The organism is Bacillus sp. FSL R5-0712 (genome assembly GCF_038593285.1).
GTDB classification, from domain to species: domain Bacteria; phylum Bacillota; class Bacilli; order Bacillales; family Bacillaceae; genus Bacillus; species Bacillus safensis.
In genome coordinates, this window is sequence record NZ_CP151981.1 from 1,379,544 (window position 1) to 1,404,329 (window position 24,786).

Here is a 24,786-nt window from a genome sequence, read left to right on the forward strand (position 1 = left end):
TGAGGAGAATGAAAATGAATAGGAGAAAGGGCATTTTACTTGTACTCATAGGCGCCATCTGCTGGGGTGTAGGAGGAACGATTTCACAAAAATTGTTTCAGCAATATGGGATTGATGTCAATTGGCTTGTGACGGTCCGGCTGCTCATCTCAGGGGGATTGCTTTTATTTGTTCATGTGATGACAAAAGAAAAAACACATCTGATGGGTGTGTGGCAAAAGAAGAGGACAGCGATGCAAATCCTTCTATTTGGACTAATGGGGATGCTGGCTGTTCAATATACTTATATGGCATCCATTCAACATGGAAATGCTGCTGTGGCAACGCTGCTTCAGTATACAGCCCCTGTTATGATTATCGTGTATTTGGTCATTCGCAGGCAATCAACCTTCACTAGAAGAGATCTAGTCACAGTGGTATTGGCTTTAGCAGGTATGTTTTTCTTATTGACGAATGGTTCTATTTCAACATTAACCGTTCCATTTGCGGCAGTGATGTGGGGAATATTATCGGCTGTGGCGCTCTCGTTTTATACGTTATATCCAATCAGACTGTTAAAACAATTCGATTCTCTAGTGGTTGTCGGCTGGGCGATGCTGATAGGAGGAGGCGCCCTTAGCTTGATCCATCCTCCTTGGAAGGTTAATCTCACTCATTTACCTTTTGAAGCGTATGTCTATTTATTATTTGTGGTCATATTTGGAACGATGATCGCTTTTTGGTTTTACATAGAAAGTTTGCAATACTTATCACCAAAAGAGTCGAGCTTAATTGGAAGTGTTGAGCCCCTTGCAGCAGTCGTTACGACAGTTTTCTGGTTAAAAGAGCCATTCGGACTTTTCCAATGGATAGGGACAGCTTGTATTGTCTATATGATTTTATTCTTGGCATTGTATCAGCCGAAAAAATGAGAGGGATGGGTGTTGAACAATAGAAGGAACGATAAGAAGAGTTGACTGAATGAAATATAAATAAAGTGAACTATTAGTTCATGATAACTACCTATTTATTAAAATGGGTAGTTTCTCAAATGATATTTTTTATATGATGTAAGCAGATGAATTATTTTGTATGAATAGAATAAGCGCAATAAAAACAACCATTAAAGTCCGTTTCATTTGTCATTTGTTTGGCTTCGCCCATGGCGCTTTCCCCATTCATATGCATGCCAATCAATGTACGGCTTGCAGCATCACCTAAAAATGCACAATCTTCTGTATGTACAACAAACTGTCCCTGTTCATTCTTTGTATGAATAAAATAGTAACTTTTTAGCATTTCCTTCACCTCCAACCTGACTATCCTACTATAAAACGTTTAATGATGTAAAGGAATTTTATTGTGAAAAACAAGAAAAAATGGATCAACAAAACAAAACGAGAGGTGCTAAATGGATGGAGGGGGGAGTAAAGCGAGGTAAATGTGATTTATTTATGCATGCTTCAAGCAGATTCTATGGGCAGAGGAAATGAAATGAAGGATGTTTCAGCCATGCAAAAAGGACTTTCCTGAAAAGAAAGTCCTTTTGCTATTTACTTATTGAACTCCCTGACCCTTTAGTTCACGCTGCACGTCTAAGTCGGCAGCTTCTCTGCTGAACTTTGGCAGTGTAATGAAGTAAAAAAGGAAGACGAGTAAAATAATAAAGCCCATTCCGTAATAAATATAAGAAACATTTGTGATGAGTTTTGGAAATAATACAGCAATCAGACCTAATGTCATCGATTGAGCAAACATAGTAAGCGGATCAACCCATCCTGACACACGGCCCATCAGGCGTGGGTGGACGATTCTAGGCAGCCAGCCGCCAATGACAATGTTGACTGGGCCAATGCATGTACCAATGACAAATGATGTGACATAAAACAACCATAATGTATGGGTAGAACCAAGGACAAAAATCAAAATACCTGCGACCAGAATTGGAATCGACATGAGATATTGCATCTTTACCTTCTTAGCGAGGACAGAGCCCATTAAGCTTCCAACGAGCAATCCTGCACCGATCGCAATGGTAAAGAAGGATGTATGCAGCTCAAAATGGTCCGGTGAAAGTCCATATTTCATTGTAAACATCGGAAGAACGGCAAATGCGCCATTGACTAGACCGAAAACAAAAAAGCCAAAAATTAAAGAAGCCAATAATTTATTTTTTAAAATATACAGTATGCCTTCTTTAAAATCTTTCAGAGACGTTTTAATGGTCATGCCTCTCCAGCCAGCTTGTCCATTTGGCTGACGCGCTTCAATTGGAATGTTACATGAACGAATCAGGATGCCTGAAATAATAAAGCTGACTAAATCAATTGTAATGGCACCGTGAAGACCAATCGTTTTATACATAATGGCACCGAGTCCAACGCCAAATACCATAAATAAACTAAACAGCATTTGATTTAAGCCAGCGGCTTTTGCATATTGATCTTTATTTAAAATGGCCTGAACGAGAGAAGCTTCAGCTGGATAGAAGAATTTCGTAATGGCACTTCGAATAAACAAGATCAAGAAAATAAGTGGCAGTGAATTAAAATAAATAACGATGAATAATACAATCGTCAGCCCAGCTCGTATCCAATCACAATTCTCTGCGACTTTTTTACGATCAAACCGGTCTGCGACCACACCGACCATAAAAAAGACAAAGACAGTAGGAAGAGAATACATAAGCTCAGCCAATGTGGCGTATGCGGGCTGATGACTAAAATGGTCGAGCAAATAAAAGGCAAACGCCATATTGCCTACTGTTGTCCCCATTTGCGAAGCAAGTGCCGCAAAAAAGAGACGAACAAAATTTCTGTTTTTAAAAATATCCATAAATACGCTCCTTAACCTGAAGATCCCACTTTATATCATATAAAATTTTAACCATTCGTACAATTGATTTCATCTACTGGCTAATGGTCACAGGTGTTCCGTTTGGAACGAGTGAAGCAAGCTCGATGACATTCTGATTATACATGCGAATGCATCCTCTAGAAACAGCTTTACCAATTGAAGACGGGTTATTCGTACCGTGAATGCCGTAATGAATTTTTGAGAGGCTCAGCCAATAAGCGCCAAAGGGACCTCCTGGGTTTGGCTGTCTGTTGACAATATAATAAGAACCTGTCGGTGTCATATTTAAAATTTTCCCTGTTGCAATCGGATACGAACGAATAAGCTGTGATCCAGAAAACAAAACAAGACGTTTCGTTGAAATCGAAACAAAGATGCGGTAAGGGATCGTATTAGGATCCGGCAAACCAGGAATAATGATGACCTCATTTTGTTCGGGCTCGCGAGCTTGAAGTGACGGATTTGCAGCCTTTAAGGCATCTGTTGTTGTTCGAAAATCAAGTGCTATAGAAGCAAGGGTTTCCCCGCTTTTCACCGTGTATCGAAGCACCAAAGCACACTCCTTTTACTCAAATAAAAGAAGCCGTGATGCCGTCGCTTGACATACTATATGGACGGAATCAGGCCCCGTAAGGTTTCTCCTAACATTTGTCATGAGAAAGATCTTTGATTATACATATGCAGGAGAGGGCAGTTTGGCTTCTATTTATACGCGAGATGTCAAGGTAAAAAAGGTTAACTCGGGTTTGGCTAAAAACCGAAGCGGCAGCCGCGTTGTTCCAAGTCCACGGTTGACATAGATTCGGTGCTGATCGCTGCCGTATATACCTTCTACATATGTACGGCCGTAAGGTGCTGTGAGAATCGGTCCATAGAAAGGCAGCTGCACTTGACCGCCATGCGTATGCCCGGAAAGCTGCAAGTTAATAGGTGTGGTTTTCAGCTCTAATGCGGCATCAGGCTCATGGACGAGCAGTAATGTAAATAAATCAGTTGATACTTCCCGTTTGATCAAATCGTAATCAGGCACGCTCATCATGAGATCATCCAGTGAAGCAATCTGAATATGCGCATGATCTTTTTCTAATAGAAACACATCATTTTTACATAAAGTAAATCCACAAGCCTCCATTGTTTTCTCATAAAGCTCCACGCCAAATGGTCCGTAGTCATGATTTCCGTAGATGGCAAGCTTACCGAACGGAGCATGAAGCTTATTCAAATAAGCCTTCGCTTTTTCATGCTCTTCAGAGGATGCTTGAAAATCAACGAGATCACCTGTGAACACAATGAGATCTGGAGATGCAGCATTGATTTTCTGGACGATGGCTTCTAGATTCTTCGCAGCGAATGTATCACTCAAATGAACGTCACTAAATTGGGCTATTTTAAACTGGTCAAATGAAGCTGGAAGCTGAGCATCTTGAATGGTCAGTGACACGGTATCGATCATGCGCGGCTCAATGTACCTGGCATATCCATATCCACAACTTGTAGCCAAAAAACCGAGAATACTCGCACCAGCTGCTCCTTTTAAAAATTGTCTGCGGGAAAGCTGCTTCATATAAGACTCCTTTATAAATAAAATTAAGTATAGCATCATATTTGGATAATCTCCCATATGGTGCACCGAGGGTCAATCATGATATGATAGACAACAATGAATGAATAGTCATTCAAATGACACAGAGGGGGAGAACAAATGACGAAACAAACAGTGATTGTCACAGGGGGATCAAGCGGTATGGGGAAGGCGATGGCTGCTCATTTGGCAGCTGAAGGCTGGAATGTCGTGATTACTGGTAGAACGGAAGAGACGCTGGAAAAAACGGCAAAAGAAATGAAGCAGAAGGGCGGATCGGTTGCTTATTTCCAAATGGATGTACGAAACCCAGAGGATGCTGACCAAATGGTTAAGTTTGCAGTGGATACATTTGGTGATGTCGATGCCCTCATTAACAACGCAGCAGGAAACTTTTTAGTGCCAGCAGAAAAACTGTCTCCTAACGGCTGGAAGGCTGTCATTGATATTGTGTTAAATGGTACATTTTTTTGCAGCCATGCAGTGGGGAATTACTGGATTCGTCAAAAGAAAAGGGGAAGTATGATTAACATGGTGGCCACCTATGCATGGGGTGCTGGTGTAGGCGTGGCGCATTCGGCGGCAGCAAAGGCCGGTGTGTTGTCTCTCACTCGAACGCTTGCTGTGGAATGGGGGAAGCAATATCGAATTCGCGTCAATGCGATCGCACCAGGTCCAATTGAGAGAACAGGCGGTGCAGATAAACTATGGGAATCTGAAGAGGCAGCGCAAAGAACATTAGATAGTGTTCCTCTTGGCAGACTGGGCACACCTGAGGAAATTGCAGCGCTTGTGAGCTTTTTATTGTCTGAGCATGCGTCTTATATAAATGGAGATTGTATCACGATGGATGGGGGACAATGGCTCAACCAATCACCATTTTGATTGACGATGTAAGACCTGCTTTTGATGTGGTATAATCACACAAAGAGAGAAGCAGGTGATGAAAATGGTCGATCCATTGGATATTTTAACGAATATTGAAGATGTTTTCCCGCACTATCAAGCAATATTCAGTGCGGAAGAGCAAAAAGTGATAGGCTATGAGATTCTAGGAAGAATGAAGCTTGAGTCAGAAACGGTCAGCCTAGGCTCCTTCTTTACGGATTCATCTATTCCTGACGAATATAAATTGGAAGTAGATCACAAAGTATTGACTCAAGCACTTGATCTCTTCACAACTGCAGATGACGATTTGCTCATTTTTATTAATCATGATGCCAATATCCTCATGCTGGATCATGGAGAAAGCTTTTTAGAACTTTTAAAGGAATATGAAGCACGGGGCATTCAGCTTAACCGGTTTGTTATTGAGTTTGCAGAGCATACGTTTAGCGGCGACATTGAACAGCTATACCATACGTTAACGTATTATCGTACATATGGGATTAAAATCGCCGTCTCAAATATAGGAAAAGAAAGCAGTAATCTGGACCGGATTGCCTTGCTTTCACCCGATTTATTAAAAATAGATTTACAGGCATTAAAGGCATCGGCTCCATCTCCTTCCTATGAATATGTCTTGTACAGCATTTCATTGCTTGCAAGAAAAATAGGAGCAGCCTTAATTTATGAGGATATTGAAGCAAATTTCCAGCTGCAGTATGCTTGGAGAAATGGCGGGAGATATTTTCAAGGGTTCTATCTTCATGATCCTGCAGGAGAATTAATCGACCGAAACCACCGAAAAGATCAGCTTAGAGAAGAATTCCAGCAATTTATTGCCCATGAGAAAAAGAAGCTGCAAGCGGTCTACGAACATTCTGAAACATTCTATAAACGAATTCATCAAGCTGTTACGACTTTAAAGAAATCGTGCAGCACAAATGATGAGCTCATTCAAAAGCTGGCACTCGAACTAACAGATTGCAGCTTCCGGATTTATATGTGTAATGAAGAAGGCTTTCAAATCACTGGAAATGTGTTCAAAAAAGAAGAAGAATGGCTGTTTCAGCCGGAGTATATCGAAAAAAACTGGAGCTGGCGTCCTTATTTCCTAGCAAATATTCTTCAAATGAGAATTAGCGGAAAAGGATTTTTCAGCGATATTTACAGTGATTTAGAAACCGGTGAGAGGATACGTACGTTTTCTTATCCTTTAGAGGGAGATATGTATTTGTTTATAGACCTTCCGTATGCTTATTTATATGAGCAAGATGGATTAATTTGAAGATGCGGCGTGAAGACAAACCCTCTCATTCGTTGTCAGTCCTATGTGCTAGTGCTCACGAATGTATAATTCGCTCCGCTCCGGTACTCGTCCTTCCTAGACTTCAAAAGTTTTCTATCACACTGAAATGTAAACAAAAGGCAGCCTTGAAGGCTGCTTTTTTTTGATAGAAAAAAGAAATAAAAAATGGTTGACAATGAAACTGATAATCATTATCATTTAGTTATAGAGAGAAGCTACTCTCTGTTCCCCAACCCCTCTATCAGATCAAGATCCAAAAAACTTGGCGCTACCCCCGCCAAGTTTTTTTTGTGCTTCAATCTTTCCCTTCATGCATAGGACAGCCCAAACCTTCCATACATCTTAAGTGATGATAGTTAGACGGTAGGAGGGAAACATCATGATCAAACGTGACACGCGGCTGCTCATTGATTTGCCAAGGCCAGATCACCCAGATGCAAATGGTGCCGCTGCTGTGCAAGAATTACTCGGCGGAAAATTCGGTGAAATGTCCACATTAAATAATTACATGTTTCAATCCTTTAACTTTAGAGGAAAACGAAAACTTAAACCGTTTTATGACCTCGTATCCAGTATTACGGCTGAAGAATTCGGTCATGTTGAGCTTGTAACCACAGCCATCAATCTCATGATTACAGGAACCACCCATGGCGGGGACCCAGATACGACGCCGATGAAGGCAGCTGTCGATAAACGAAATACACAGCATTTTATTCAAACAGCCCAAACAGGCTATCCGTTTGATTCAATGGCAAAACCTTGGACCGGAGAGAATGTGTTCTCAAGCGGCAACCTCATTCTTGATCTTCTCCATAATTTCTTTCTTGAATGCGGAGCACGTACGCACAAAATGCGCGTATATGAAATGACGGACCATCCTACAGCAAGAGAGATGATCGGTTATTTACTTGTCAGGGGCGGCGTGCATATTGTGGCATATGCAAAGGCACTTGAAGTCGCTACAGGAGTAGATGTGGGGAAAATGCTGCCAATCCCAAACCTCGACAACAAATACTTTGACTCAGCGAGAAAATTTGAAGATCAGAATGTTCATACAAAGCTGTATACATTTAGTGATACGGATTACAAGGATATTAATAAAATTTGGAAAGGCAGCCATCCGATTGATGGAAAGCCGCTGACAGTCATTGAGGGCACCCCGCAAGGTGCACCTGTGCCAGATTATAGAGAATTACCGGAAGAGTTTGCTCCAGGCATTTCAAAAGAGGATTTTGATGAAATTGCGAAACGGCTGATGAGATCTGCTGGTTTATAAAATCATGGTGCATGAGATGAGAAAAAAGACTCAAACTAAAAAAACAGATTCTTTTTCTTTTTTTGAATTCAAGAGGAAAAATATCATCTGAGAACACTTTATGGTATGATGCTTTGTAGGACTTGTGTATAATCAATACGGGTTCATCTTGAGTTGTTTTTTTGAAAGGAGTCTTTTTTTAGAATGTCACAATTAATGGGTATCATTACAAGGCTGCAAAGTCTTCAAGAGACAGCAGAAGCTGCAAACGAGCCGGCACAGCGTTATTTCGAAGTGAACGGTGAGAAAATCTGTAGTGTTAAGTATTTCGAAAAGAATCAAACGTTTGAATTGACTGTTTTTCAACAAGGGGATAAGCCAAATACTTTCCCATTTGACAACATTGATATGATTTCGATTGAGATTTTTGAGCTTCTACAATCCTAAGCTGAATCGTATGAAATGTTTTTTCTGAGGATTCCTTCGTTTATTGCGGCAGCATACATGGATCATCATAGATGATATGTACAAATGGAAGATGATCAATCAGCGCATTTTTCGGATAAGAGACCATTAAAAAGGAGTTCCTTTCTGTGAGTGATTCTTTTTTCTACAATCTTTCTGAAGATCATTTAGCGTTTTCTGATGTCGTCATGAGAATGAAAGACTTTATTCGAAAAGACCCTAGATCCGCCTATGTGTTATCAATTGGTACGGACTCTCAGGTCAATCAAAATGTCACAACATTTATGACTGCAATTCATCTCCACCGGATTGGCAAAGGAGCATGGGGCTGTCTCACTCAACAAGTGATCGAGAGACCCGTGCAAAGTCTTAGAGAAAAAATTTCATTAGAGACAGCGTTTAGCCAAAAGGTATGTGCAGACATCCTTGAGGGGCCTTTAACAGAACTGATGGATTTGCTTCTTCCGTTTGCTGAGGAAGGGGCAGACCTTCGTTTTGAAGCCCATCTGGATATTGGCAAAAAAGGAAGTACGAAAGAGCTGATTCAGGAAATGACCGGAATGATCACAGCTATGGGAATTGAAGCAAAAATAAAACCCGACTCATATGCAGCATTTTGCTATGCCAATCGATACACAAAATAAATTCCGTCATTTTTCTCCAAACCTTGTCGAAACGTGCGGTTGACGATTCGATTCTAGTTCCTTATTCTAGCTGTATAGAGAGGAAGCAGACATTCAAAAGCCTGCTAATCAATATAAAAGCATATATGAAACAGGGGGCCTGATGTTGAATGAGCGTCATCGAAAATCGTTTTAATGAAGAAGAGAAAAAGCTATTATTAAACGTATTGCTGAATCAGGAATATGCTGTCGAATTACTAAGCAGTGAGATCAATGATATAGAATGTGGAACAAAAAATGTCGACGACAATACGTATAAGCAATTGATCACATTGTATGACAGAGTAAGGTTTGAGAATTAATATTGGTTTAACATTCTATTAGATACTCGGGGGCTGAGTATCTTTTTTATGCAGAAAAAATCTTTCGACAAAATTCGTTTTAGTTTATGCTTAATCGTAATGGGGAATGTATGATTGATGATTGAGAGAAAAGGGGTCGAAGAAACATGATAGAGATAGAACCGACTCAATTGCTTGAGTCCACAGTAGCCGAGCATATGATTGATGCAGATAAAGTCGCACATGTTCAAATTGGAAATAACCTTGAGCATGCCCTATTGGTTCTAACAAAAACAGGATATACAGCTATACCGGTATTAGACGCTTCTTATCATTTACACGGGTTAATTGGAACGAATATGATTATGGATAAAATCTTCGGTTTAGAACGAATCGAATTCGAGAAGCTTGATCAGTTGAAGGTTGAAGAAGTCATGCTGAAGGATATTCCGAGACTTAAAACAACAGATCCTGTACTAAAAGGCGTTCACGCTGTGACGAATAATGGATTTGTTTGTGTAGAAAATGAGGAGCAGGTCTTTGAAGGCATTTTTACTCGACGAGTTGTATTAAAGCGCTTAAATGAGGTCATTCATTCCGCAAAAAAATGAGCTGCAGCCCAGCTTATTTTTTTTGCCTTCATAAGTTAAAATTTATATAATGAGCATATAAAATAAGAAAAACTTATAGAGAGAAAGGGGACGCCCATGCAGCTTCAGGAGTTACATATGCTTGTTGTGCTAAGTGAAGAATTGAATATGAGAAAGGCTTCAGAGCGGCTCTTTGTCTCTCAGCCTGCATTATCTCAAAGATTGCAGACGATCGAAAAGGAATGGGGAACCAAAATCTTTTTTCGTTCACAAAAGGGGCTGACTGTGACTTCGGCAGGTGAACAGATTATTCAATTTGCAAAAGAGGTGACGGTTGAACAGGATCGAGTGAGAGAGCGAATTGATGAACTTGAGGGTGATATTCACGGTACACTCAAGCTTGCGGTGGCGTCGATTATTGGACAGCACTGGCTGCCAAAGGTGTTAAAACGGTATGTTGAAAAATATCCAAATGCCAAAGTATCACTCGTTACTGGCTGGAGCAGTGAAATGCTCAAAAGCTTGTATGAAGATCACGTGCACATAGGAATCATTCGCGGTAACCCTGATTGGAAGGGGACAAAGGAATACTTGATGACAGATCATTTATATTTAGTCGATTCCGTGATCAAGGACGTAGATGAATTAATCAAGACAGAGCGGCCATTTATCCAATTTAAAAGCGACAGCACGTATTATCAGGAAATCCAGCACTGGTGGCACCAAAAGTTTAAAGTGTCTCCAAAGCAGACGATTTTAGTAGACCAAATTGAAACATGTAAACAAATGGCCTACCACGGCATCGGTTACGCCATTTTGCCTTCTGTTACCTTATATGACCACGAAAAAAGTGTTTATAAAACACCGCTTGTTGATGTGAACGGAGAGCAAATTGGCCGTGACACATGGCTGCTAGGCTATGAAGCGTCTTTTCAGTTAAAACAGGTGCAAGCTTTTGTCGGTGTGGTTAAAGAAATGCTTGAGAATGATGCCGTGTAAGTACCTTCTTGGAAGAAAGAAGGTGCTTTTTTTTAAGACCTTCGACTTCATACACTATTTGAGGAGCGATTTCACAAATGAGAAACAAACAGTTGATCAAAATCAACAAACCGAAATGGGGACATGATTTACGCGCGAGATGGCGTGAACGTTTTGCTCGTCATTTGTCAATCAAGGAACAAAAAGAGGCGGCAATAGATGACTTTCCATGGCATTTATGTAGCTCAGGAATGGTTACATGCCTTGAAAAAGATGAAGCGATTGACGCATTTCTTAAACAACCAAAGTACAAATGTACTGTTTTTTATCAATTTGTGAACGAGGCGTATCTGTTTGAAAATGCCAGCTCACTTTCAATTAATGATTTACCATATCAATCTGATGATATGGATTATAACGATATGTATGTGATGGATTGGAATGAAAAATGGACATTTGTGATGACGCATGAAACGGACTATGGTCCATAATTTATTCAAATAGATGAAACGATCGAATGATCAAGCTATGATCCTTTCGAAATAAAAAAACCGCCTTCCAGTTGGAATGAGCGGGTTTTTTATTTGGTTATGCTGATCTTGATCAATGTCTTTTCATAAAACATTTGACAATGAAAATCATTATCATTTAAAGTGTACATATAATAATTGAAAATGATTATCATTTAGATGAGGTGACCGATAGATGAAAGCACTAATTGCATTTGCGAGTATGTCTGGAAATACGGAAGATATGGCAGCGATCTTAAAGCAAACACTTGAAGGAAAAGGGATCGATACAGAGATGATGGAATTTGATGATACGAATGCAGAAGACCTTTCCTCATACGATTACGTATTCATTGGTTCTTATACATGGGGTGATGGAGATTTGCCTTATGAAGCAGAGGATTTTTATGAAGAGGTCTCTACTCTTGAACTTAGCCACATCAAAGCAGCTGTCTTTGGATCGGGTGATTACAGCTATCCGAAGTTTTGCGAGGCTGTCCATACATTCCATGACATGCTGAAATCAACGGGTGCATCTGTTTTTCCTGAAACATTAAAAATGGAGCTTGCACCGGATACAGATGAAGATGTGGCGTGCTGTCAGGAATTTGCTGCGAGCTTTTTAACGTGGGCTGCTTTATCTGAGAAACGAGTTGAAAATCATGTTTCATAAAGGAGCAACAGCCGTTGCAGCATCTAAAAGCGGTGGATATTTTGTTGCTGTAAAACGTGAAGGTATTTTTCACTATAGTGTGGAGAGCGGATGGCAGCAGCTGTTTAAGCTCAAGCATAAAATCCATGCGATCAGCTATATTGGCCCTTATTTATTCGGTGTTGGTGAAAATGGTACAGTGATTAGATCAGGAGATGAAGGCAGTACATGGGCGTTATCTTCATTCCCAACAAATGCAGTCGTTTGGTCTATTACAGGACGCAAAGATGGATTTGTGTGTGCGCATGGAAAACATAGTATCTATGTGTCAAATGATTTCGGAATTTCCTGGGAAATTATGAAGCCATTTGCTCATGTGAATCATCCGCCGGTCATTCGTTCTTTATGTGCTGCAGGTGACCATCTTTATATTGGAACACAGATTCATGAGGTTCACGGAGGAATATGGGTGTATGACTTGCAAAGTGAACATATTTTTCTTCTAAACAGAGAGGAGCACCGAATGACGGCTTCTATGCTGCTCTGTCATGAACATCTTCTTGTTTGTGCATTAGGTTCAAAAAAAGGCAAAAAAGGATCTGTTCAAATTTTAGATTTACATACAAATATTCTGCATGATATTCAATCACAGGCCTTTGCTAGAGAAGAATCATTTTTGGATGTGTCAGAGGATAATGGCATTGTGTATGTGACCACCTCACAAGACGAACACGGATTTTCTAAAGTGTATCAGCTTGATATTGAGCAAAAAGAGCTCAAATGGTTTGATACGATCAAAGGACATGGTTTTCGTGTAGCCAATCAAAACGAAAACTTTTTCTGTGCGGGTTTATATGAAAGTAAGTTTGTCAGGCCATATGAGGAGCCTGCATTGATTCATTGATAAGGAGGAAGAAAAAGTGACAGAAAAGGTTTTATTGGTATATGCCACGATGTCTGGAAATACAGAAGCGATGGCAGATTTAATTGAAAAAGGTATAACGGAAGCAGGAGCCAGCGTAGACCGGCATGAAGCGATGGATATTGATGCCGAGCTGCTCAATGATTACTCGCACATTATGTTAGGTGCGTATACATGGGGAGATGGCGATCTTCCGGATGATTTTATTGATTTATATGAAGAAATGGAAGAGCTTGATTTAACGGGAAAAGCATTTGCAGTATTTGGTTCTGGCGATACATCTTATGAACATTTTTGCGGAGCTGTTGACCTAATTGAAGAAAAAGTGAAGGAGCTTGGCGGTGACATTGTCCTGCCCTCAGTTAAGATTGAGCTGAATCCAGAAGGGGAGGAAGAAGACGAATTAATTTCTTTTGGCAGACAATTTGTTCAGCTTCACCAGCAAGAAGCGGGATAATCGGTCCCGCTTGTTTTATTTTCCTTTGCGGAGATGACTCTTTCACTTGTCATTAAAACACTCCTTTGGTACAGTAATGAAGTATAAATTAAGAGGAGGACATACATACATGAAACAAATGGACGCTAATGAAATTATTTCATTTATTCAAAATAGTACAAAATCAACACCTGTCAAAGTCTATATCAAAGGTGACTTAGAAGGTATTGAGTTTGGTGAACATGCAAAAACATTCATCATAGGAAACACTGGAGTTGTTTTCGGTGAGTGGAGCGAAATTCAAGAAGCACTAGCATCTAACAAAGATAAAATTGAAGATGTTGTCGTGGAAAATGACCGCCGCAATTCTGCAATTCCGATGTTAGATTTGAAAAACATTAAAGCCCGTATTGAGCCAGGGGCAATCATTCGTGACCAAGTTGAAATCGGTGATAATGCAGTCATTATGATGGGTGCTTCTATTAATATCGGTTCTGTGATCGGCGAAGGTACGATGATTGACATGAACGTGGTGCTTGGCGGCCGTGCGACAGTAGGTAAGAACTGTCATATCGGTGCTGGATCTGTTCTTGCAGGTGTCATTGAGCCGCCGTCTGCTAAACCAGTTGTTGTAGAAGATGACGTTGTCATCGGTGCTAACGCTGTTGTTCTAGAAGGCGTGACAATTGGTAAAGGTGCAGTAGTAGCTGCTGGTGCAATCGTTGTAAACGATGTAGAGCCTTACACAGTTGTAGCAGGTACACCTGCTAAGAAAATCAAAGACATTGATGAGAAAACAAAAGGTAAGACTGAAATCAAACAAGAACTGCGTCAGCTTTAATTCATATAATTCGCAGCTGAAGACAAAGACGTGGATGAAATATCCACGTCTTATTCGTATAGAAGAAAGGAAGTGAGTTCACTTGTTAAATCGTGAGCAATTAATATCCATTCGAAGAGATTTACACCAAATCCCTGAGCTTGGTTTCCAAGAATTTAAAACACAAGCGTATCTCATTCAGCACCTTAATACCTATTCAAAAGATCGAGTTGAGATTGAAACGTGGCGCACTGGGCTTTTTGTGAAAGTGAAGGGAACAAATCCAACGCGCGTATTTGCTTATCGTGCAGATATGGACGGTCTGTCTATTCCTGAGGAAACAGGGTATCCATTTGAATCTGTGCATGAAGGAAAGATGCATGCATGTGGACATGACCTTCATATGACCATTGCACTTGGTATCATTGATCATTTCGTCCATGAACCGATCAAAGAAGACGTATTATTTATCTTCCAGCCGGCAGAAGAAGGTCCAGGCGGAGCTGAACCGATGCTTGCAAGTGATGTATTGAAAAAATGGACACCAGACTTTATTACAGCGCTGCATATCGCTCCTGAATATCCTGTTGGAACAATTGCTACGAAGCCTGGTTTGTTATTTGCCAATACGAGTGAGCTTGTAATTGAGCTTGAAGGAAAAGGCGGACATGCTGCATATCCTCATTTAGCAAATGATATGGTTGTTGCTGCAAGTGCACTTGTAGGTCAGCTGCAATCGGTCATTTCGCGTAATGTCGATCCCCTTGATAGTGCGGTCATTACAGTCGGCACGATTACCGGTGGAACGGCTCAAAATATTATTGCGCAGCATGCAAAGCTTGACGGTACCATTCGCACATTATCTCCAGAGTCTATGGACAAGGTGAGAAAGAGAATTGAAGCATTGGCAAAAGGCATTGAAATTGGCTACGAATGCAAGGCAACCGTTCGATACCCTTCATCTTATTACGAAGTGGACAATTCAAAGGATTTGACTGAGGAATTTATGTCATATGTAGCCGAAGAAGGGCTAGCAAATGTGATTGAATGCAGAGAAGCCATGACAGGAGAAGATTTTGGGTACATGCTGAAAAAGTATCCCGGCTTCATGTTTTGGTTAGGGGTCGATTCAGAATACGGCCTGCACCATGCAAAGCTGCAGCCTGCTGAAAACGCAATTGAAACAGCTGTGAAAGTCATGACGGCTTATTTTAAAAAGCAAGCTGGCGAATGAATAATCGAGCTGCCTCCTGTACACCTTATGAACAGGAGGTGTTCTTGATTATGACAAGAATTGGTGTAGAACAATCTTTATCCGATGTAGAAGAATTATTGAAGCAAAAAGGGTATGATGTCGTACGTATTCAAAATGAACAGCAAATGGATCAGTGTGACTGTTATGTCGTCACAGGACTAGATTCAAATGTTCTTGGCATTTCAGACACAACAACAAAGGCATCTGTTATTACAGCATCAGGTATGACGGCTGATGAAATTTGTCAAGAAGTAGAACAGCGTGTTCAATAAAACAAGAAAAAGAACCGGTAGATTATGATCCCGGTTCTTTTTGCTCTTTTTCTATATCGAGTACTTCTTTCATTTTTTTGCGCAAGATTCGTTCCACTCGCCATTGCTCCATTGTTTCAGTTTTCGCTATGATGCGCAGCACAAGGGAAGAAGAACCGAACGCCTCTACGCCGACAACTTGAGGACCTTCGATAATTTGCGGAGTTTCCTCTCGCACCTCATCACAGGCAGCTTGAAGGGCTGTGATCATCTGATCCACATTTTCATCCGGTGACAGCTCAATATCAACGAGTGCCTGCATCGTTCCTCTTGAATGATTGCTCACATTCAGTATGCTGCGATTTGGAATGAAATGAAGGGTGCCGTCAAAGCTTCGAAGCTGCGTGGTTCTTAGGCCAATTTGTTCGACAATCCCATCAAAGCCAGCGACCGTTATATATTCTCCTACATCAAATTGTTTTTCCAATAATATAAAGAATCCGGTCACAATATCACTCACTAACCCTTGAGCGCCAAAACCGATCGCAAGTCCCACAACGCCCGCACCTGCCAGCAAAGCGGTCGGGTTATAATGAAATAAGTCGAGGATCATCACAACTAGAATAAAAATCAATAAGTAGGCGAAAATATTTAACGTCAAACTTTGCAGTGTCTGAGCTCTTGATAAAGAGACTTCATGCTTTTCAGCGAATGTTGAATAGGCGCGCTTAATCATCTTGTTTCCTATGGCTCTGATGATAAAGTAAATGGCAAAAATGGCGACTAGTTTTAGCAAAATCATACTGCTATTGAGGATAATGGAAACCCAATCTACTTGTTGAAATGCTCTCATAATCTTCAAAACCTTTCTATGTATGCTCTAAAAGAGAAGCTAATCATTTGTTCCCTTATGCAAGTCATGTTAAACTTTTGATAAGTAGAGCAGGAATTGTGACAAATCGTTAATTAAATTTATTATTAATTAATATTGACTAAAAATCGCATAAGTAGTATAATTGTAATTGTGAAGTTATTAACTAAATGAGAATTTTAAGTTTTGATTCTCATTTTATATACAGCTAAGAAGACTGTATAAAGATATTATTTTTTGGAGGGATTTACATATGGCAGAGCGTTTTGTAGGAAAACAAGCTCCACGTTTTGAAATGGAAGCAGTACTTGCTAACAAGGAATTTGGTAAAGTAAGTTTAGAGGAAAACATGAAGAATGACAAATGGACAGTTCTTTTCTTCTATCCAATGGATTTCACATTTGTTTGCCCAACTGAAATTACAGCAATGAGCGATCGTTATGACGAGTTCGAAGATTTAGATGCAGAAATCATTGGTGTATCTACTGATACAATCCACACGCATCTTGCTTGGATCAATACAGACCGTAAAGATAATGGTCTAGGTGAATTAAAATACCCGTTAGCTGCTGATACTAACCACACAGTATCTAGAGAATACGGCGTTTTAATCGAAGAAGAAGGAATTGCTCTTCGCGGTTTATTCATCATTAACCCAGAAGGCGAACTACAATACCAAACAGTATTCCACAACAATATCGGTCGTGATGTAGATGAGACATTACGTGTTCTTCAAGCATTACAAACTGGTGGACTTTGCCCAGCGAACTGGAAACCTGGTCAAAAAACACTTTAATTGATAACTGAAGAAACAGGAGGGTCTAACTGATGTTAGACCTTTTTGTTTCGACACATACAATGGATGGAGGCGCTTCATAATGAAATTACGTCAACCAATGCCAGAACTAACTGGTGCAAAAGAATGGTTAAATGGAGAAGTAACAAAAGAAGATTTGATTGGTGACAAACCAACATTGATTCATTTCTGGTCAGTCAGCTGTCATCTTTGTAAAGAGGCAATGCCTCAAGTCAATCAATTCCGTGATGAATACAAGGATCAACTAAACGTTGTGGCAGTTCATATGCCTCGTTCAGAGGATGACCTAGATCTAGAAAAAATCAAAGAAGTTGCGAAAGAGCATGAAATCACGCAGCCAATCTTTGTGGACAGTGATCATCACTTAACAGAAGCCTTTGAAAACGAATATGTACCGGCATATTATGTGTTTGATAAAACAGGTGCTTTGCGCCACTTCCAAGCCGGCGGAAGCGGAATGAAAATGCTTGAAAAACGTGTCAATCGAGTGCTTTCTGAGTCTGAAAAGGCTGCAGAATAAGCTTTCCCCCATAAATGGGGGTTTTTTCATGGGTAAAAACAGGCGGCGTATTGCACTGGACGAGTTTGTTATTCCTAAGAAAAGAGAAAATGAGGGAGTTTATTAAAAAATATCCCTGAAACAAAAAGGTATAACGACCTATTTACATTTTTGTTTTGAAATGAAAATGTAAAGATTTTAACTTTTTACTATTCAGAACGTTTTTGCACAAAAGAAATTTCAGTTAGGTAAATAACTATATAAATCAAGTAGTATAAGCGTTTATTCAATTTTTTTACAATATTTTAAGGTTTGTCAAAAGCCTATAGTGGCAATGAAATGGGTGCCGATTTTTCCTCTTTGGCAAAATTTTAGTTGAAAATACCTATCTGTTAGCAAACTGTAAAATGATAAAAAAATAGTTGATAAAATTAGTTTTCTAATCTAATATTTACTATAGAATATTTTTTATATGATGAGGGGGAAATCCATTGTTTAATGAGAGGGAAGCGTTACGTTTACGATTGGAACAATTAAACGAGGCAGAAGTAAAGGTCATCCGTGAATATCAAATTGAGCGAGATGCGATTTATGCAAAATTAAGAGAATTAGACCGTCAAGGAACAGGTCTAGTGTCAGATACAAAAAAAGAAGTACGTACAGAGAGAAAGACGGATTCACTGCCTGTATTAGCTGAGCTTGCTGCGCAAGAAATGAGAAGCTACCAGCAGCCGGCACAACCACAATCATCATCTTTAGGAACAGGACAGCTAAACGGTGCACCTGTAGGTATTCCTGAAGGATCGACAAGACGCAGAAGAGGCACAGCTCGTCCTGGCTCTAAGGCAGCGAAGCTTCGTGAAGCTGCGATTAAAACGTTAAAACGTCATAATGCAGCGATTAAAAGCTCAGAACTTCAAAAAGAGATCGAAAAAGAGAGCGGTCTTGAAATCCCAAATATGACAACGTTTATGCAAAGCTTAATTAAAATGTATCCTGAAGTGAAGAAGCCTTATCGTGGACAGTATATTTTAGAAGGCGACATTCAAACAGAAGACGAATAAAATAAAAAACTGCTGGGCGTAAAAGCCAGCAGTTTTTTATTTCGAGAATTACTTCTTTTGATCAACTGTATAGACAATTTTGCGTTCCTTGGGCAGGTGATCACGCTGTTTTTTGAAGCTGTCGATTTTGACTGTCATGACCTCTCCATTACGCTGCACTGCATCAACGTGTTCCTGAAGTGTTTGAACTTGTTCGTTGAGTTTCTTCAAGATCGGTTCGATTTCTTCTGTCGTTTGCAGGATGCGGTCTCGTGAGAATGGCTGTGCATTTGTTTTTGCTGACTGGTCAATATCAGCAAAATGTGAGGCGATCCATTCTTCGCTTTCTGCTAACTGTTTTTGATAGCTTGTGAGCGTTTCGTAAAAAATCGCTTCTTTTGCTTTTTCTATTTGCAGCAATTTCTCTTGTGTTTCATAAAAACGCTCTTGAAGGTGTCTGACTCCTTCCTGTAATACATGAAACTCTGCATTTTTATCGCTCAATGTTTGCTGCAGCTTCTCAATCACTGCGGATAAAGTATTTCCTTTTTTCTCCTCTTTTGCAAGCTGTTTATCTTGATCCTCTATCCGCTCATTTAATTGTTGAGAGATTTCCTTATATTTGACAACTTTCAAATGCAGCTTGTGTTTTTCTTCGGTTTCTTTTCTTCTATGATAGGTTTCCTTTTGCAGCATCTCATGGAGAAGGACAATTTTATGTAATAATTCTGATTTGCTGTAGGAGAGTTCCTGTATTTTTGAGGCAGCATCGTGTTGATCATTGGTCATTTCATCCAATTGTTGTTTTAATTGCGTGAAATCCTTTTTCATCTCATGATATTCTTGAGTTAACTTCTTATTTTTAGAATACGTATATGAGGACTGTAAATCAGAGATCATTTGTTGATATTTGGCAGTTTCAGCTTTTAAGTATAAATTCTCTTGAGATAAATCATGGAATAGGGGAGAAGAATGGCGCCTGTTCATCGATAGACCCTCCTTATTCATGTTACCAATAAAGTATGCGAAAGGAGTGCGATTAGAACAACCATATCAAAGGAGGACTTAGAGGATGCACGTAGTGAATGTCATTTTAGCTGGAGGCGCTTCCAGACGCTTTGGAGAGCCAAAGGCAAGTCATATGTATCAAGGGAAACCATTATATGAGCATGTGAAAGAGCAGCTTTTAGAAGGGCAGACGGTTATCATCAGCCATCCGTCGCTTCTTCCTTTTTTCAAAGCAAGAGGTGAACAAAGTGTGTGGTTAGATGATGAAGAGGTGCGCGGATGCGGACCGCTTGCCGGCATATATACGGCGATGCAAAAGCAAGAGGCAGAATGGTATTTAGTAACGGCATGTGATATGCCTTTCATCCGGAAGGAAACGGCGGAAGTATTATCGTCCTATTTCAGCGAGCACACAGATGCCATTATCCCGCTTGTTCAGGGCAGATTACAGCCTTTGTTTGCGCTTTATCACCGCCGCTCTCTGCCGTTTATTCGCGCGTGTTTAAAAGAGAATCAATTTGCCGTCAAGGACTTGCTTCAAAAGCTTCAAGTGTGCATCGTTTCAGAGGAAGAACTGAACGTGACATCAAACGAATTTCGTAATATCAATAAAAGAAGCGATTTACCTGAAAACGGTATGATATGATACATAAAAAACGGTGAGGAGAGAACAGCATTGAATGACCGATATTCAAGACAAATCTTGTTCCCTCCGGTTGGGGAAAAAGGACAGCATGCGTTGGCTGAAAGTCATGTTCTGATCGTTGGAGCCGGTGCTCTTGGTACCGCCTCTGCGGAAGGGCTTGTTCGGTCTGGCATTGGTACGCTTACGATTGTCGATCGTGATTATGTGGAATTTTCAAATTTACAGCGGCAGCAGCTGTACACGGAACATGATGCAAACGCACATGTGCCAAAAGCAGCAGCGGCAAAAAAACGTCTCGAGCAGATCAATCATGAAGTGACGATACACGCCCTGATTGAAGATGCAGGGGCGGAGCTGTTAAGGCCGTTATTCCAGAGAGCAGATATCGTTATTGATGCAACAGATAATTTTGAGACAAGAATGGTGATGAATGATTTATCACTAGAAACGAAGACGCCGTGGATATATGGCGCTTGTGTGAGCAGTCAGGGGATGTATATGACCATATTGCCGGATAAAACGCCATGTTTATCATGTGTGTTCACGGCAATGCCTGTTGGCGGCTTGACGTGCGATACAGCGGGGATTATTTCACCTGCCGTTCAAATGGTTTCTGCTTATCAGCAAACAGAGGCACTCAAATATTTAACAGGTCATGAAGAGCAAATCGAGCGGAAATTTGTCACGTTTGATCTTTGGCAGTCTACATCATTTAAAATGGATTTATCTCGCACTAAAGAGAAGACCTGTCCAACTTGCGGCACGGCAAGGACCTATCCTTATTTACATGATCAGCGTAAAAAATCGACGGTCCTTTGCGGACGTGACACCGTTCAAATTGTATCAAAGGATTTAGCAAAACTATCATTTCAGCATATGAAAGAGCGGCTCTCATCTATATGTGAGGTGGAAGTAAACGACTTCTTAATCCATGTACGCTACGAAAACTACCGAATGGTCTGTTTCAAAGGGGGACGTGCATTAATCCATGGAACAAATGATGAAAAAGAAGCCAATTCATTACTAGCAAGACTGCTAGGGATATAGGAGTGATGTGTGATGGAAAGACGGCAGCCAATACCAGTAGAAGAGGCAATAAAGAAAGTCCATCAATACGAAAAACATGGAGAAATAGAATGGGTCCCTTTAAAAGACAGCCTTGGACGGTGTATTGCAGAAGATATTTTGGCAGACCATGATGTTCCGGCATTTGATCGTTCTCCGTATGATGGCTTTGCACTTCGGGCAGAAGATACAAAAGAAGCGTCAAGTGCGCATCCAGTTGAATTCGAGGTCATTGATCATATTGGTGCAGGAATGGTCTCAGCAAAAACCATCGGTCCCTTTCAGGCCATTCGTATTATGACAGGAGCAAAAATTCCAAATGGCGCAAATGTCGTCATCATGATTGAACTGACGAAGACTTTTGAAAAAGGCGGCAAATCAATCATGTCACTGAACAGACCGCTGAAAAAGGGAGACAATATTTCTCGTCAAGGAGAAGAAGTACTTAAAGGAAACGTGATGGTCAAAAAAGGAACAGATGTCACTCCTGGCGTCACGGCTCTATTGGCGACATTCGGATATGCGGTAGTGCCAGTAGTAAAAAAACCGTTGATTGGCATTATCTCAACGGGCACAGAGCTTCTTCAAGTAAGTGATGCCATGGTGGACGGCAAGATTAGAAATAGTAATCTTAGTATGGTCTATGCGCAAGTACTTGAGGCCGGAGCTGAGCCGCTTGATTTAGGCGGAGTCTCCGATGATTTTGACAAAAGTTATCATGCAGTAAAAGCAGCTATGAGTAAGGTAGACATTCTGATCACAACAGGCGGTGTGTCAGTGGGTGATTTTGACTTTCTGCCTGCTATTTATGAAAAGCTGGGAGCCAAGGTCCTGTTTAATAAAGTAGCCATGAGACCTGGAAGTGTGACGACTGTGGCTGCAATGCCGAATGGTCAATTGCTGTTTGGGCTGTCCGGAAACCCTGCTGCCTGTTTTGTGGGCTTTGAATTATTTGTGAAACCGATCATTTATAAATGGTATAGGAAAGAAAATCCGTTTTCCACTTTTGCTGAGGCGAAACTCACACATGATTTTCCAAAAGCCAATCCGTTCACTCGTTTTGTCAGGGCGGCCCTTCAATTCACTGGCAGTCAGATCAGTGTGACTCCAACAGGTCTTGATAAATCAAGTGCAGTGACCTCTATTGCAGAGGCTGACTGTTTCATCGTGCTGCCTGGGGGAACAAGAGGTTTTCAAGCAGGTGATCAAGTTGATGTTCTGCTGTTTCAGCACAAAGGCGGTGGGTCTCCATGCTGGATGACAAATTAAGCATATTACAGGTGGTCGGTTATCAAAATAGCGGCAAGACCACGTTGATCGAAAAGCTCTGTCAGTTGGCTGAATGTGAAGGGCTGAAGCTAGGCTGCTTTAAACATCATGGACATGGCGGGACACCAGATCGTCTTTTCAAAGAAAAAGATACTGATCGATATATTCAGGCAGGTGCATATGCCGCAGGTGTGGAAGGAGAAGGTGAATTTCACTTTTCGATGCAGGACTTCACGTTAGAGCAGCTGCTCAACATGTGTCAGCATCTTCCGTTAGACGCTGTTCTCATAGAGGGGTACAAACAGGCGCCTTATCGCAAAATCGTTTGTGTCAAGAATGAAGAGGAGCTTATTGACCTTTCAACTCTTTCTAATATACAAGCAGCTATTTATTTTTCTCAAGAGGATCCATTAACCGAAAATTACCCGTTTCCTGTGTTTTCAGCTTTTGATAAGCGCGGGATGACATTTGCTTTTCACTTATTGAAGGGAGGCGGCACGTTTTGAGCGAACTTTTTAAAATAACAAAAACGCCGATTGAGGTAAACGAATTGATTCAGTATGTGACAAGACGAAAGGCAGGAGCTATTACAACGTTTATCGGGACGGTCAGAGAATGGACAAACGGCAAGAAAACATTGCGTTTAACCTACGAAGCATACATACCAATGGCGGAAAACATGCTAAGGCAGATTGGACAAGAAATGAAGAATCGGTGGCCTGACACTGAAGCTGCGATTGTGCACCGGATTGGAACACTTGAGATAACCGATATTGCTGTTGCGATCGCCGTTTCGTCTCCTCATAGGAAGGCTGCCTACGAAGCCAATGAATATGCTATTGAACGAATCAAGGAAATCGTTCCTATTTGGAAAAAAGAATATTGGGAAGATGGAGAGGCCTGGATAGGTGATCAGCTTGAAACGGTTTCATATCCAGAAGGTAAACCTAGCCATCTTCAACTTGCAGAAAAAGAAGGTGATCAGCATGATTAATGTGTTATTGTTCGCCGGCCTTGCTGAGAAGGCCGGTAAACAACAAATCATCATTCAAAAAGATCAAACAACGGTTGATGAGATTAAAATAGAATTACAGGAGGTATATGGTGTTGATGCTGCACAAAATGTAATGGTTGCAGTCAACGAAATATATACGAGGGGAAATGCTGAAGTGCGTAGCGGGGACACTGTTGCACTCATTCCTCCTGTAAGTGGTGGATAATAGATATTAGAGGATTTGGTTATGGCCACCCGGCTGTAACCAATTTTTTATGTGTGAAAAGTTTGTAGAGGTGCTTGGGTGTGATCTTCGTAAATAAAACATCCCCTTCTTGCTTTAGAAATGTGAGGATCGAGCTGCTGAATGAGATCATACAATTCGCTGATTCGTCTCACATTGAAATCTGTTTGAGCTTGAAGCTGTTCCTTTAATTCTTTTGTGCTCACAATGCTTCCCTTTTTCTCTTTAATAATATCTACACATCTTGCAGCGTAGTATATTTTGTCGTTAGAAGGTCTGCTTTCTTTCATATCAAGTAATTTGAGCTCATGATAAATCGATTCTCTTTCCTTTCGAAAGTATTGCCATGCTTCTTGTTCCTTTTCATACAGTAAAATCAATTGCATTTTCAATTTTTCTCTTAACATTCACTTGACTCCATTTCCACTATCATTTAACCTACCTCTATTTTACATTATATGAAAAAATAACTTTTGATCAAGTAAAATCCCTTTATTTTTAATTTTTTAATATGAAAGTATTGATACTAAAGACTTATTTGTTCTGTAAAAGAAACCATTCATAGTCCTATAAAGCCGGGATTTGCCGAAATTACTAGGATTATTTTAACAAAAAATTGTTGTGT

The 24,786-nt window shown here is 40.5% G+C and carries 32 protein-coding genes; 25 read left to right on the forward strand and 7 right to left on the reverse strand.

What is annotated here, in order from left to right:
* Positions 1-14: 14 nt before the first annotated feature.
* Complete coding sequence (locus NSU11_RS06840; protein ID WP_024424711.1) at positions 15-911, forward strand: EamA family transporter; 897 nt, start codon at positions 15-17, stop codon at positions 909-911.
* Positions 912-1,062: 151 nt separating this feature from the next.
* On the opposite strand, the gene NSU11_RS06845 is transcribed toward NSU11_RS06840, so the two are convergent.
* From NSU11_RS06845 to NSU11_RS06860, 4 genes are all read right to left on the reverse strand, one after another.
* Positions 1,063-1,278: a hypothetical protein gene (locus tag NSU11_RS06845; protein ID WP_024424712.1), complete on the reverse strand. Its 216-nt coding sequence runs from the start codon at positions 1,276-1,278 to the stop codon at positions 1,063-1,065.
* A gap of 258 nt (positions 1,279-1,536) precedes the next feature.
* Entirely contained in the window at positions 1,537-2,814 is a 1,278-nt protein-coding gene (locus tag NSU11_RS06850; RefSeq protein WP_024426859.1) for an MFS transporter, read from the reverse strand.
* Positions 2,815-2,887: 73 nt separating this feature from the next.
* The gene (locus tag NSU11_RS06855; protein WP_034623332.1) at positions 2,888-3,385 is read right to left on the reverse strand and encodes a L,D-transpeptidase family protein; all 498 of its coding nucleotides are present in this window, start codon (positions 3,383-3,385) and stop codon (positions 2,888-2,890) included.
* Positions 3,386-3,541: 156 nt separating this feature from the next.
* Positions 3,542-4,399, reverse strand: a complete 858-nt coding sequence (locus tag NSU11_RS06860; RefSeq protein WP_073204995.1) for a metallophosphoesterase — start codon at positions 4,397-4,399, stop codon at positions 3,542-3,544.
* A 138-nt stretch (positions 4,400-4,537) separates the two neighbouring features.
* On the opposite strand from NSU11_RS06860, the gene fadH reads away from it, so the two are divergent.
* The 15 genes from fadH (at position 4,538) to NSU11_RS06935 (ending at position 15,726) form a co-directional block, all read left to right on the forward strand.
* Positions 4,538-5,302 carry a 2,4-dienoyl-CoA reductase gene (fadH, locus tag NSU11_RS06865; protein ID WP_041117243.1) on the forward strand — a complete coding sequence of 255 codons (765 nt, stop codon included), beginning with the start codon at positions 4,538-4,540 and terminating at the stop codon, positions 5,300-5,302.
* Between the two features lie 64 nt (positions 5,303-5,366).
* Positions 5,367-6,587, forward strand: a complete 1,221-nt coding sequence (locus NSU11_RS06870; RefSeq protein ID WP_342493903.1) for an EAL-associated domain-containing protein — start codon at positions 5,367-5,369, stop codon at positions 6,585-6,587.
* A 400-nt stretch (positions 6,588-6,987) separates the two neighbouring features.
* The gene (locus NSU11_RS06875) at positions 6,988-7,884 is read left to right on the forward strand and encodes a manganese catalase family protein (protein ID WP_024424718.1); all 897 of its coding nucleotides are present in this window, start codon (positions 6,988-6,990) and stop codon (positions 7,882-7,884) included.
* 183 nt (positions 7,885-8,067) lie between these two features.
* A complete protein-coding gene (locus tag NSU11_RS06880; protein ID WP_003212254.1) occupies positions 8,068-8,310 on the forward strand; it encodes a DUF1797 family protein in 243 nt (80 codons plus the stop codon).
* 146 nt (positions 8,311-8,456) lie between these two features.
* Complete coding sequence (locus tag NSU11_RS06885) at positions 8,457-8,972, forward strand: ribonuclease H-like YkuK family protein (RefSeq protein WP_024426864.1); 516 nt, start codon at positions 8,457-8,459, stop codon at positions 8,970-8,972.
* Positions 8,973-9,121: 149 nt separating this feature from the next.
* Positions 9,122-9,313 (forward strand): antirepressor AbbA, encoded by a 192-nt coding sequence (abbA, locus tag NSU11_RS06890; protein WP_003210802.1) that lies wholly within the window; start codon positions 9,122-9,124, stop codon positions 9,311-9,313.
* 146 nt (positions 9,314-9,459) lie between these two features.
* The gene (gene cbpB / locus NSU11_RS06895) at positions 9,460-9,903 is read left to right on the forward strand and encodes a cyclic-di-AMP-binding protein CbpB (RefSeq protein ID WP_024424720.1); all 444 of its coding nucleotides are present in this window, start codon (positions 9,460-9,462) and stop codon (positions 9,901-9,903) included.
* A gap of 96 nt (positions 9,904-9,999) precedes the next feature.
* Complete coding sequence (locus tag NSU11_RS06900) at positions 10,000-10,881, forward strand: LysR family transcriptional regulator (protein ID WP_024424721.1); 882 nt, start codon at positions 10,000-10,002, stop codon at positions 10,879-10,881.
* A gap of 77 nt (positions 10,882-10,958) precedes the next feature.
* Positions 10,959-11,351: a DUF4275 family protein gene (locus NSU11_RS06905; protein ID WP_342493860.1), complete on the forward strand. Its 393-nt coding sequence runs from the start codon at positions 10,959-10,961 to the stop codon at positions 11,349-11,351.
* A 214-nt stretch (positions 11,352-11,565) separates the two neighbouring features.
* The gene (locus tag NSU11_RS06910) at positions 11,566-12,042 is read left to right on the forward strand and encodes a flavodoxin (protein WP_024426866.1); all 477 of its coding nucleotides are present in this window, start codon (positions 11,566-11,568) and stop codon (positions 12,040-12,042) included.
* Positions 12,032-12,925, forward strand: a complete 894-nt coding sequence (locus NSU11_RS06915; RefSeq protein WP_342493861.1) for an exo-alpha-sialidase — start codon at positions 12,032-12,034, stop codon at positions 12,923-12,925. The genes NSU11_RS06910 and NSU11_RS06915 overlap by 11 nt, the downstream gene beginning before the upstream one ends.
* A gap of 49 nt (positions 12,926-12,974) precedes the next feature.
* Positions 12,975-13,400 (forward strand): flavodoxin, encoded by a 426-nt coding sequence (locus tag NSU11_RS06920; RefSeq protein WP_029706705.1) that lies wholly within the window; start codon positions 12,975-12,977, stop codon positions 13,398-13,400.
* Between the two features lie 109 nt (positions 13,401-13,509).
* Positions 13,510-14,220, forward strand: a complete 711-nt coding sequence (dapD, locus tag NSU11_RS06925) for a 2,3,4,5-tetrahydropyridine-2,6-dicarboxylate N-acetyltransferase (protein ID WP_342493862.1) — start codon at positions 13,510-13,512, stop codon at positions 14,218-14,220.
* Between the two features lie 82 nt (positions 14,221-14,302).
* Positions 14,303-15,433 (forward strand): N-acetyldiaminopimelate deacetylase, encoded by a 1,131-nt coding sequence (locus NSU11_RS06930; RefSeq protein ID WP_103132185.1) that lies wholly within the window; start codon positions 14,303-14,305, stop codon positions 15,431-15,433.
* A gap of 50 nt (positions 15,434-15,483) precedes the next feature.
* Positions 15,484-15,726, forward strand: a complete 243-nt coding sequence (locus tag NSU11_RS06935; protein WP_024424725.1) for a YkuS family protein — start codon at positions 15,484-15,486, stop codon at positions 15,724-15,726.
* 22 nt (positions 15,727-15,748) lie between these two features.
* Here NSU11_RS06935 and NSU11_RS06940 read toward each other — a convergent pair whose 3' ends face one another.
* The gene (locus NSU11_RS06940; RefSeq protein WP_024424726.1) at positions 15,749-16,558 is read right to left on the reverse strand and encodes a mechanosensitive ion channel family protein; all 810 of its coding nucleotides are present in this window, start codon (positions 16,556-16,558) and stop codon (positions 15,749-15,751) included.
* A 271-nt stretch (positions 16,559-16,829) separates the two neighbouring features.
* Here NSU11_RS06940 and ahpA point away from each other — a divergent pair, with 271 nt between their 5' ends.
* The 3 genes from ahpA (at position 16,830) to rok (ending at position 18,956) form a co-directional block, all read left to right on the forward strand.
* The gene (gene ahpA / locus NSU11_RS06945; RefSeq protein WP_003211758.1) at positions 16,830-17,372 is read left to right on the forward strand and encodes a biofilm-specific peroxidase AhpA; all 543 of its coding nucleotides are present in this window, start codon (positions 16,830-16,832) and stop codon (positions 17,370-17,372) included.
* An 82-nt stretch (positions 17,373-17,454) separates the two neighbouring features.
* Entirely contained in the window at positions 17,455-17,913 is a 459-nt protein-coding gene (locus NSU11_RS06950) for a TlpA disulfide reductase family protein (RefSeq protein WP_024424727.1), read from the forward strand.
* 470 nt (positions 17,914-18,383) lie between these two features.
* On the forward strand, positions 18,384-18,956 hold the full coding sequence (gene rok, locus NSU11_RS06955) for a transcriptional regulator Rok (protein ID WP_024426871.1): 573 nt from the start codon (positions 18,384-18,386) through the stop codon (positions 18,954-18,956).
* Positions 18,957-19,004: 48 nt separating this feature from the next.
* On the opposite strand, the gene NSU11_RS06960 is transcribed toward rok, so the two are convergent.
* On the reverse strand, positions 19,005-19,922 hold the full coding sequence (locus NSU11_RS06960; protein ID WP_024424729.1) for a hypothetical protein: 918 nt from the start codon (positions 19,920-19,922) through the stop codon (positions 19,005-19,007).
* 85 nt (positions 19,923-20,007) lie between these two features.
* On the opposite strand from NSU11_RS06960, the gene NSU11_RS06965 reads away from it, so the two are divergent.
* Genes NSU11_RS06965 through moaD form a run of 6 tightly spaced genes read left to right on the forward strand, consistent with a single transcriptional unit; the run spans position 20,008 to position 24,143 of the window.
* Positions 20,008-20,589, forward strand: a complete 582-nt coding sequence (locus NSU11_RS06965) for a molybdenum cofactor guanylyltransferase (RefSeq protein ID WP_332284469.1) — start codon at positions 20,008-20,010, stop codon at positions 20,587-20,589.
* Positions 20,590-20,619: 30 nt separating this feature from the next.
* On the forward strand, positions 20,620-21,636 hold the full coding sequence (locus NSU11_RS06970; RefSeq protein ID WP_024424730.1) for a thiazole biosynthesis adenylyltransferase ThiF: 1,017 nt from the start codon (positions 20,620-20,622) through the stop codon (positions 21,634-21,636).
* 9 nt (positions 21,637-21,645) lie between these two features.
* Positions 21,646-22,923: a gephyrin-like molybdotransferase Glp gene (gene glp / locus NSU11_RS06975; RefSeq protein ID WP_024424731.1), complete on the forward strand. Its 1,278-nt coding sequence runs from the start codon at positions 21,646-21,648 to the stop codon at positions 22,921-22,923.
* Positions 22,905-23,429 carry a molybdopterin-guanine dinucleotide biosynthesis protein B gene (mobB, locus tag NSU11_RS06980; protein WP_024424784.1) on the forward strand — a complete coding sequence of 175 codons (525 nt, stop codon included), beginning with the start codon at positions 22,905-22,907 and terminating at the stop codon, positions 23,427-23,429. Before glp ends, mobB begins: the two co-directional genes overlap by 19 nt.
* Positions 23,426-23,917, forward strand: a complete 492-nt coding sequence (locus tag NSU11_RS06985) for a molybdenum cofactor biosynthesis protein MoaE (protein WP_024424732.1) — start codon at positions 23,426-23,428, stop codon at positions 23,915-23,917. The genes mobB and NSU11_RS06985 overlap by 4 nt, the downstream gene beginning before the upstream one ends.
* A complete protein-coding gene (moaD, locus tag NSU11_RS06990) occupies positions 23,910-24,143 on the forward strand; it encodes a molybdopterin converting factor subunit 1 (RefSeq protein ID WP_024424733.1) in 234 nt (77 codons plus the stop codon). The genes NSU11_RS06985 and moaD overlap by 8 nt, the downstream gene beginning before the upstream one ends.
* A 47-nt stretch (positions 24,144-24,190) precedes the next feature.
* Here the strand turns inward: moaD and NSU11_RS06995 are convergent, their stop codons facing one another.
* Complete coding sequence (locus NSU11_RS06995) at positions 24,191-24,568, reverse strand: hypothetical protein (protein WP_024424734.1); 378 nt, start codon at positions 24,566-24,568, stop codon at positions 24,191-24,193.
* Between the last annotated feature and the right edge of the window lie 218 nt (positions 24,569-24,786).

Excerpts from the sequence above, each read along its gene's own strand:
- ahpA (WP_003211758.1), top strand. The coding sequence starts at position 16,830 with ATGGCAGAGCGTTTTGTAGGAAAACAAGCTCCACGTTTTGAAATGGAA.
- NSU11_RS06960 (WP_024424729.1), bottom strand. The coding sequence starts at position 19,922 with ATGAACAGGCGCCATTCTTCTCCCCTATTCCATGATTTATCTCAAGAG.
- NSU11_RS06920 (WP_029706705.1), top strand. The coding sequence starts at position 12,975 with ATGTCTGGAAATACAGAAGCGATGGCAGATTTAATTGAAAAAGGTATA.
- NSU11_RS06995 (WP_024424734.1), bottom strand. The coding sequence starts at position 24,568 with ATGTTAAGAGAAAAATTGAAAATGCAATTGATTTTACTGTATGAAAAG.
- NSU11_RS06860 (WP_073204995.1), bottom strand. The coding sequence starts at position 4,399 with ATGAAGCAGCTTTCCCGCAGACAATTTTTAAAAGGAGCAGCTGGTGCG.
- abbA (WP_003210802.1), top strand. The coding sequence starts at position 9,122 with ATGAGCGTCATCGAAAATCGTTTTAATGAAGAAGAGAAAAAGCTATTA.
- NSU11_RS06870 (WP_342493903.1), top strand. The coding sequence starts at position 5,367 with ATGGTCGATCCATTGGATATTTTAACGAATATTGAAGATGTTTTCCCG.
- mobB (WP_024424784.1), top strand. The coding sequence starts at position 22,905 with ATGCTGGATGACAAATTAAGCATATTACAGGTGGTCGGTTATCAAAAT.
- NSU11_RS06840 (WP_024424711.1), top strand. The coding sequence starts at position 15 with ATGAATAGGAGAAAGGGCATTTTACTTGTACTCATAGGCGCCATCTGC.
- moaD (WP_024424733.1), top strand. The coding sequence starts at position 23,910 with ATGATTAATGTGTTATTGTTCGCCGGCCTTGCTGAGAAGGCCGGTAAA.
- NSU11_RS06900 (WP_024424721.1), top strand. The coding sequence starts at position 10,000 with ATGCAGCTTCAGGAGTTACATATGCTTGTTGTGCTAAGTGAAGAATTG.
- NSU11_RS06845 (WP_024424712.1), bottom strand. The coding sequence starts at position 1,278 with ATGCTAAAAAGTTACTATTTTATTCATACAAAGAATGAACAGGGACAG.
- cbpB (WP_024424720.1), top strand. The coding sequence starts at position 9,460 with ATGATAGAGATAGAACCGACTCAATTGCTTGAGTCCACAGTAGCCGAG.
- NSU11_RS06915 (WP_342493861.1), top strand. The coding sequence starts at position 12,032 with ATGTTTCATAAAGGAGCAACAGCCGTTGCAGCATCTAAAAGCGGTGGA.
- NSU11_RS06905 (WP_342493860.1), top strand. The coding sequence starts at position 10,959 with ATGAGAAACAAACAGTTGATCAAAATCAACAAACCGAAATGGGGACAT.
- dapD (WP_342493862.1), top strand. The coding sequence starts at position 13,510 with ATGAAACAAATGGACGCTAATGAAATTATTTCATTTATTCAAAATAGT.
- NSU11_RS06935 (WP_024424725.1), top strand. The coding sequence starts at position 15,484 with ATGACAAGAATTGGTGTAGAACAATCTTTATCCGATGTAGAAGAATTA.
- NSU11_RS06950 (WP_024424727.1), top strand. The coding sequence starts at position 17,455 with ATGAAATTACGTCAACCAATGCCAGAACTAACTGGTGCAAAAGAATGG.
- NSU11_RS06940 (WP_024424726.1), bottom strand. The coding sequence starts at position 16,558 with ATGAGAGCATTTCAACAAGTAGATTGGGTTTCCATTATCCTCAATAGC.
- NSU11_RS06910 (WP_024426866.1), top strand. The coding sequence starts at position 11,566 with ATGAAAGCACTAATTGCATTTGCGAGTATGTCTGGAAATACGGAAGAT.
- fadH (WP_041117243.1), top strand. The coding sequence starts at position 4,538 with ATGACGAAACAAACAGTGATTGTCACAGGGGGATCAAGCGGTATGGGG.
- NSU11_RS06875 (WP_024424718.1), top strand. The coding sequence starts at position 6,988 with ATGATCAAACGTGACACGCGGCTGCTCATTGATTTGCCAAGGCCAGAT.
- NSU11_RS06965 (WP_332284469.1), top strand. The coding sequence starts at position 20,008 with ATGCACGTAGTGAATGTCATTTTAGCTGGAGGCGCTTCCAGACGCTTT.
- NSU11_RS06880 (WP_003212254.1), top strand. The coding sequence starts at position 8,068 with ATGTCACAATTAATGGGTATCATTACAAGGCTGCAAAGTCTTCAAGAG.
- NSU11_RS06850 (WP_024426859.1), bottom strand. The coding sequence starts at position 2,814 with ATGGATATTTTTAAAAACAGAAATTTTGTTCGTCTCTTTTTTGCGGCA.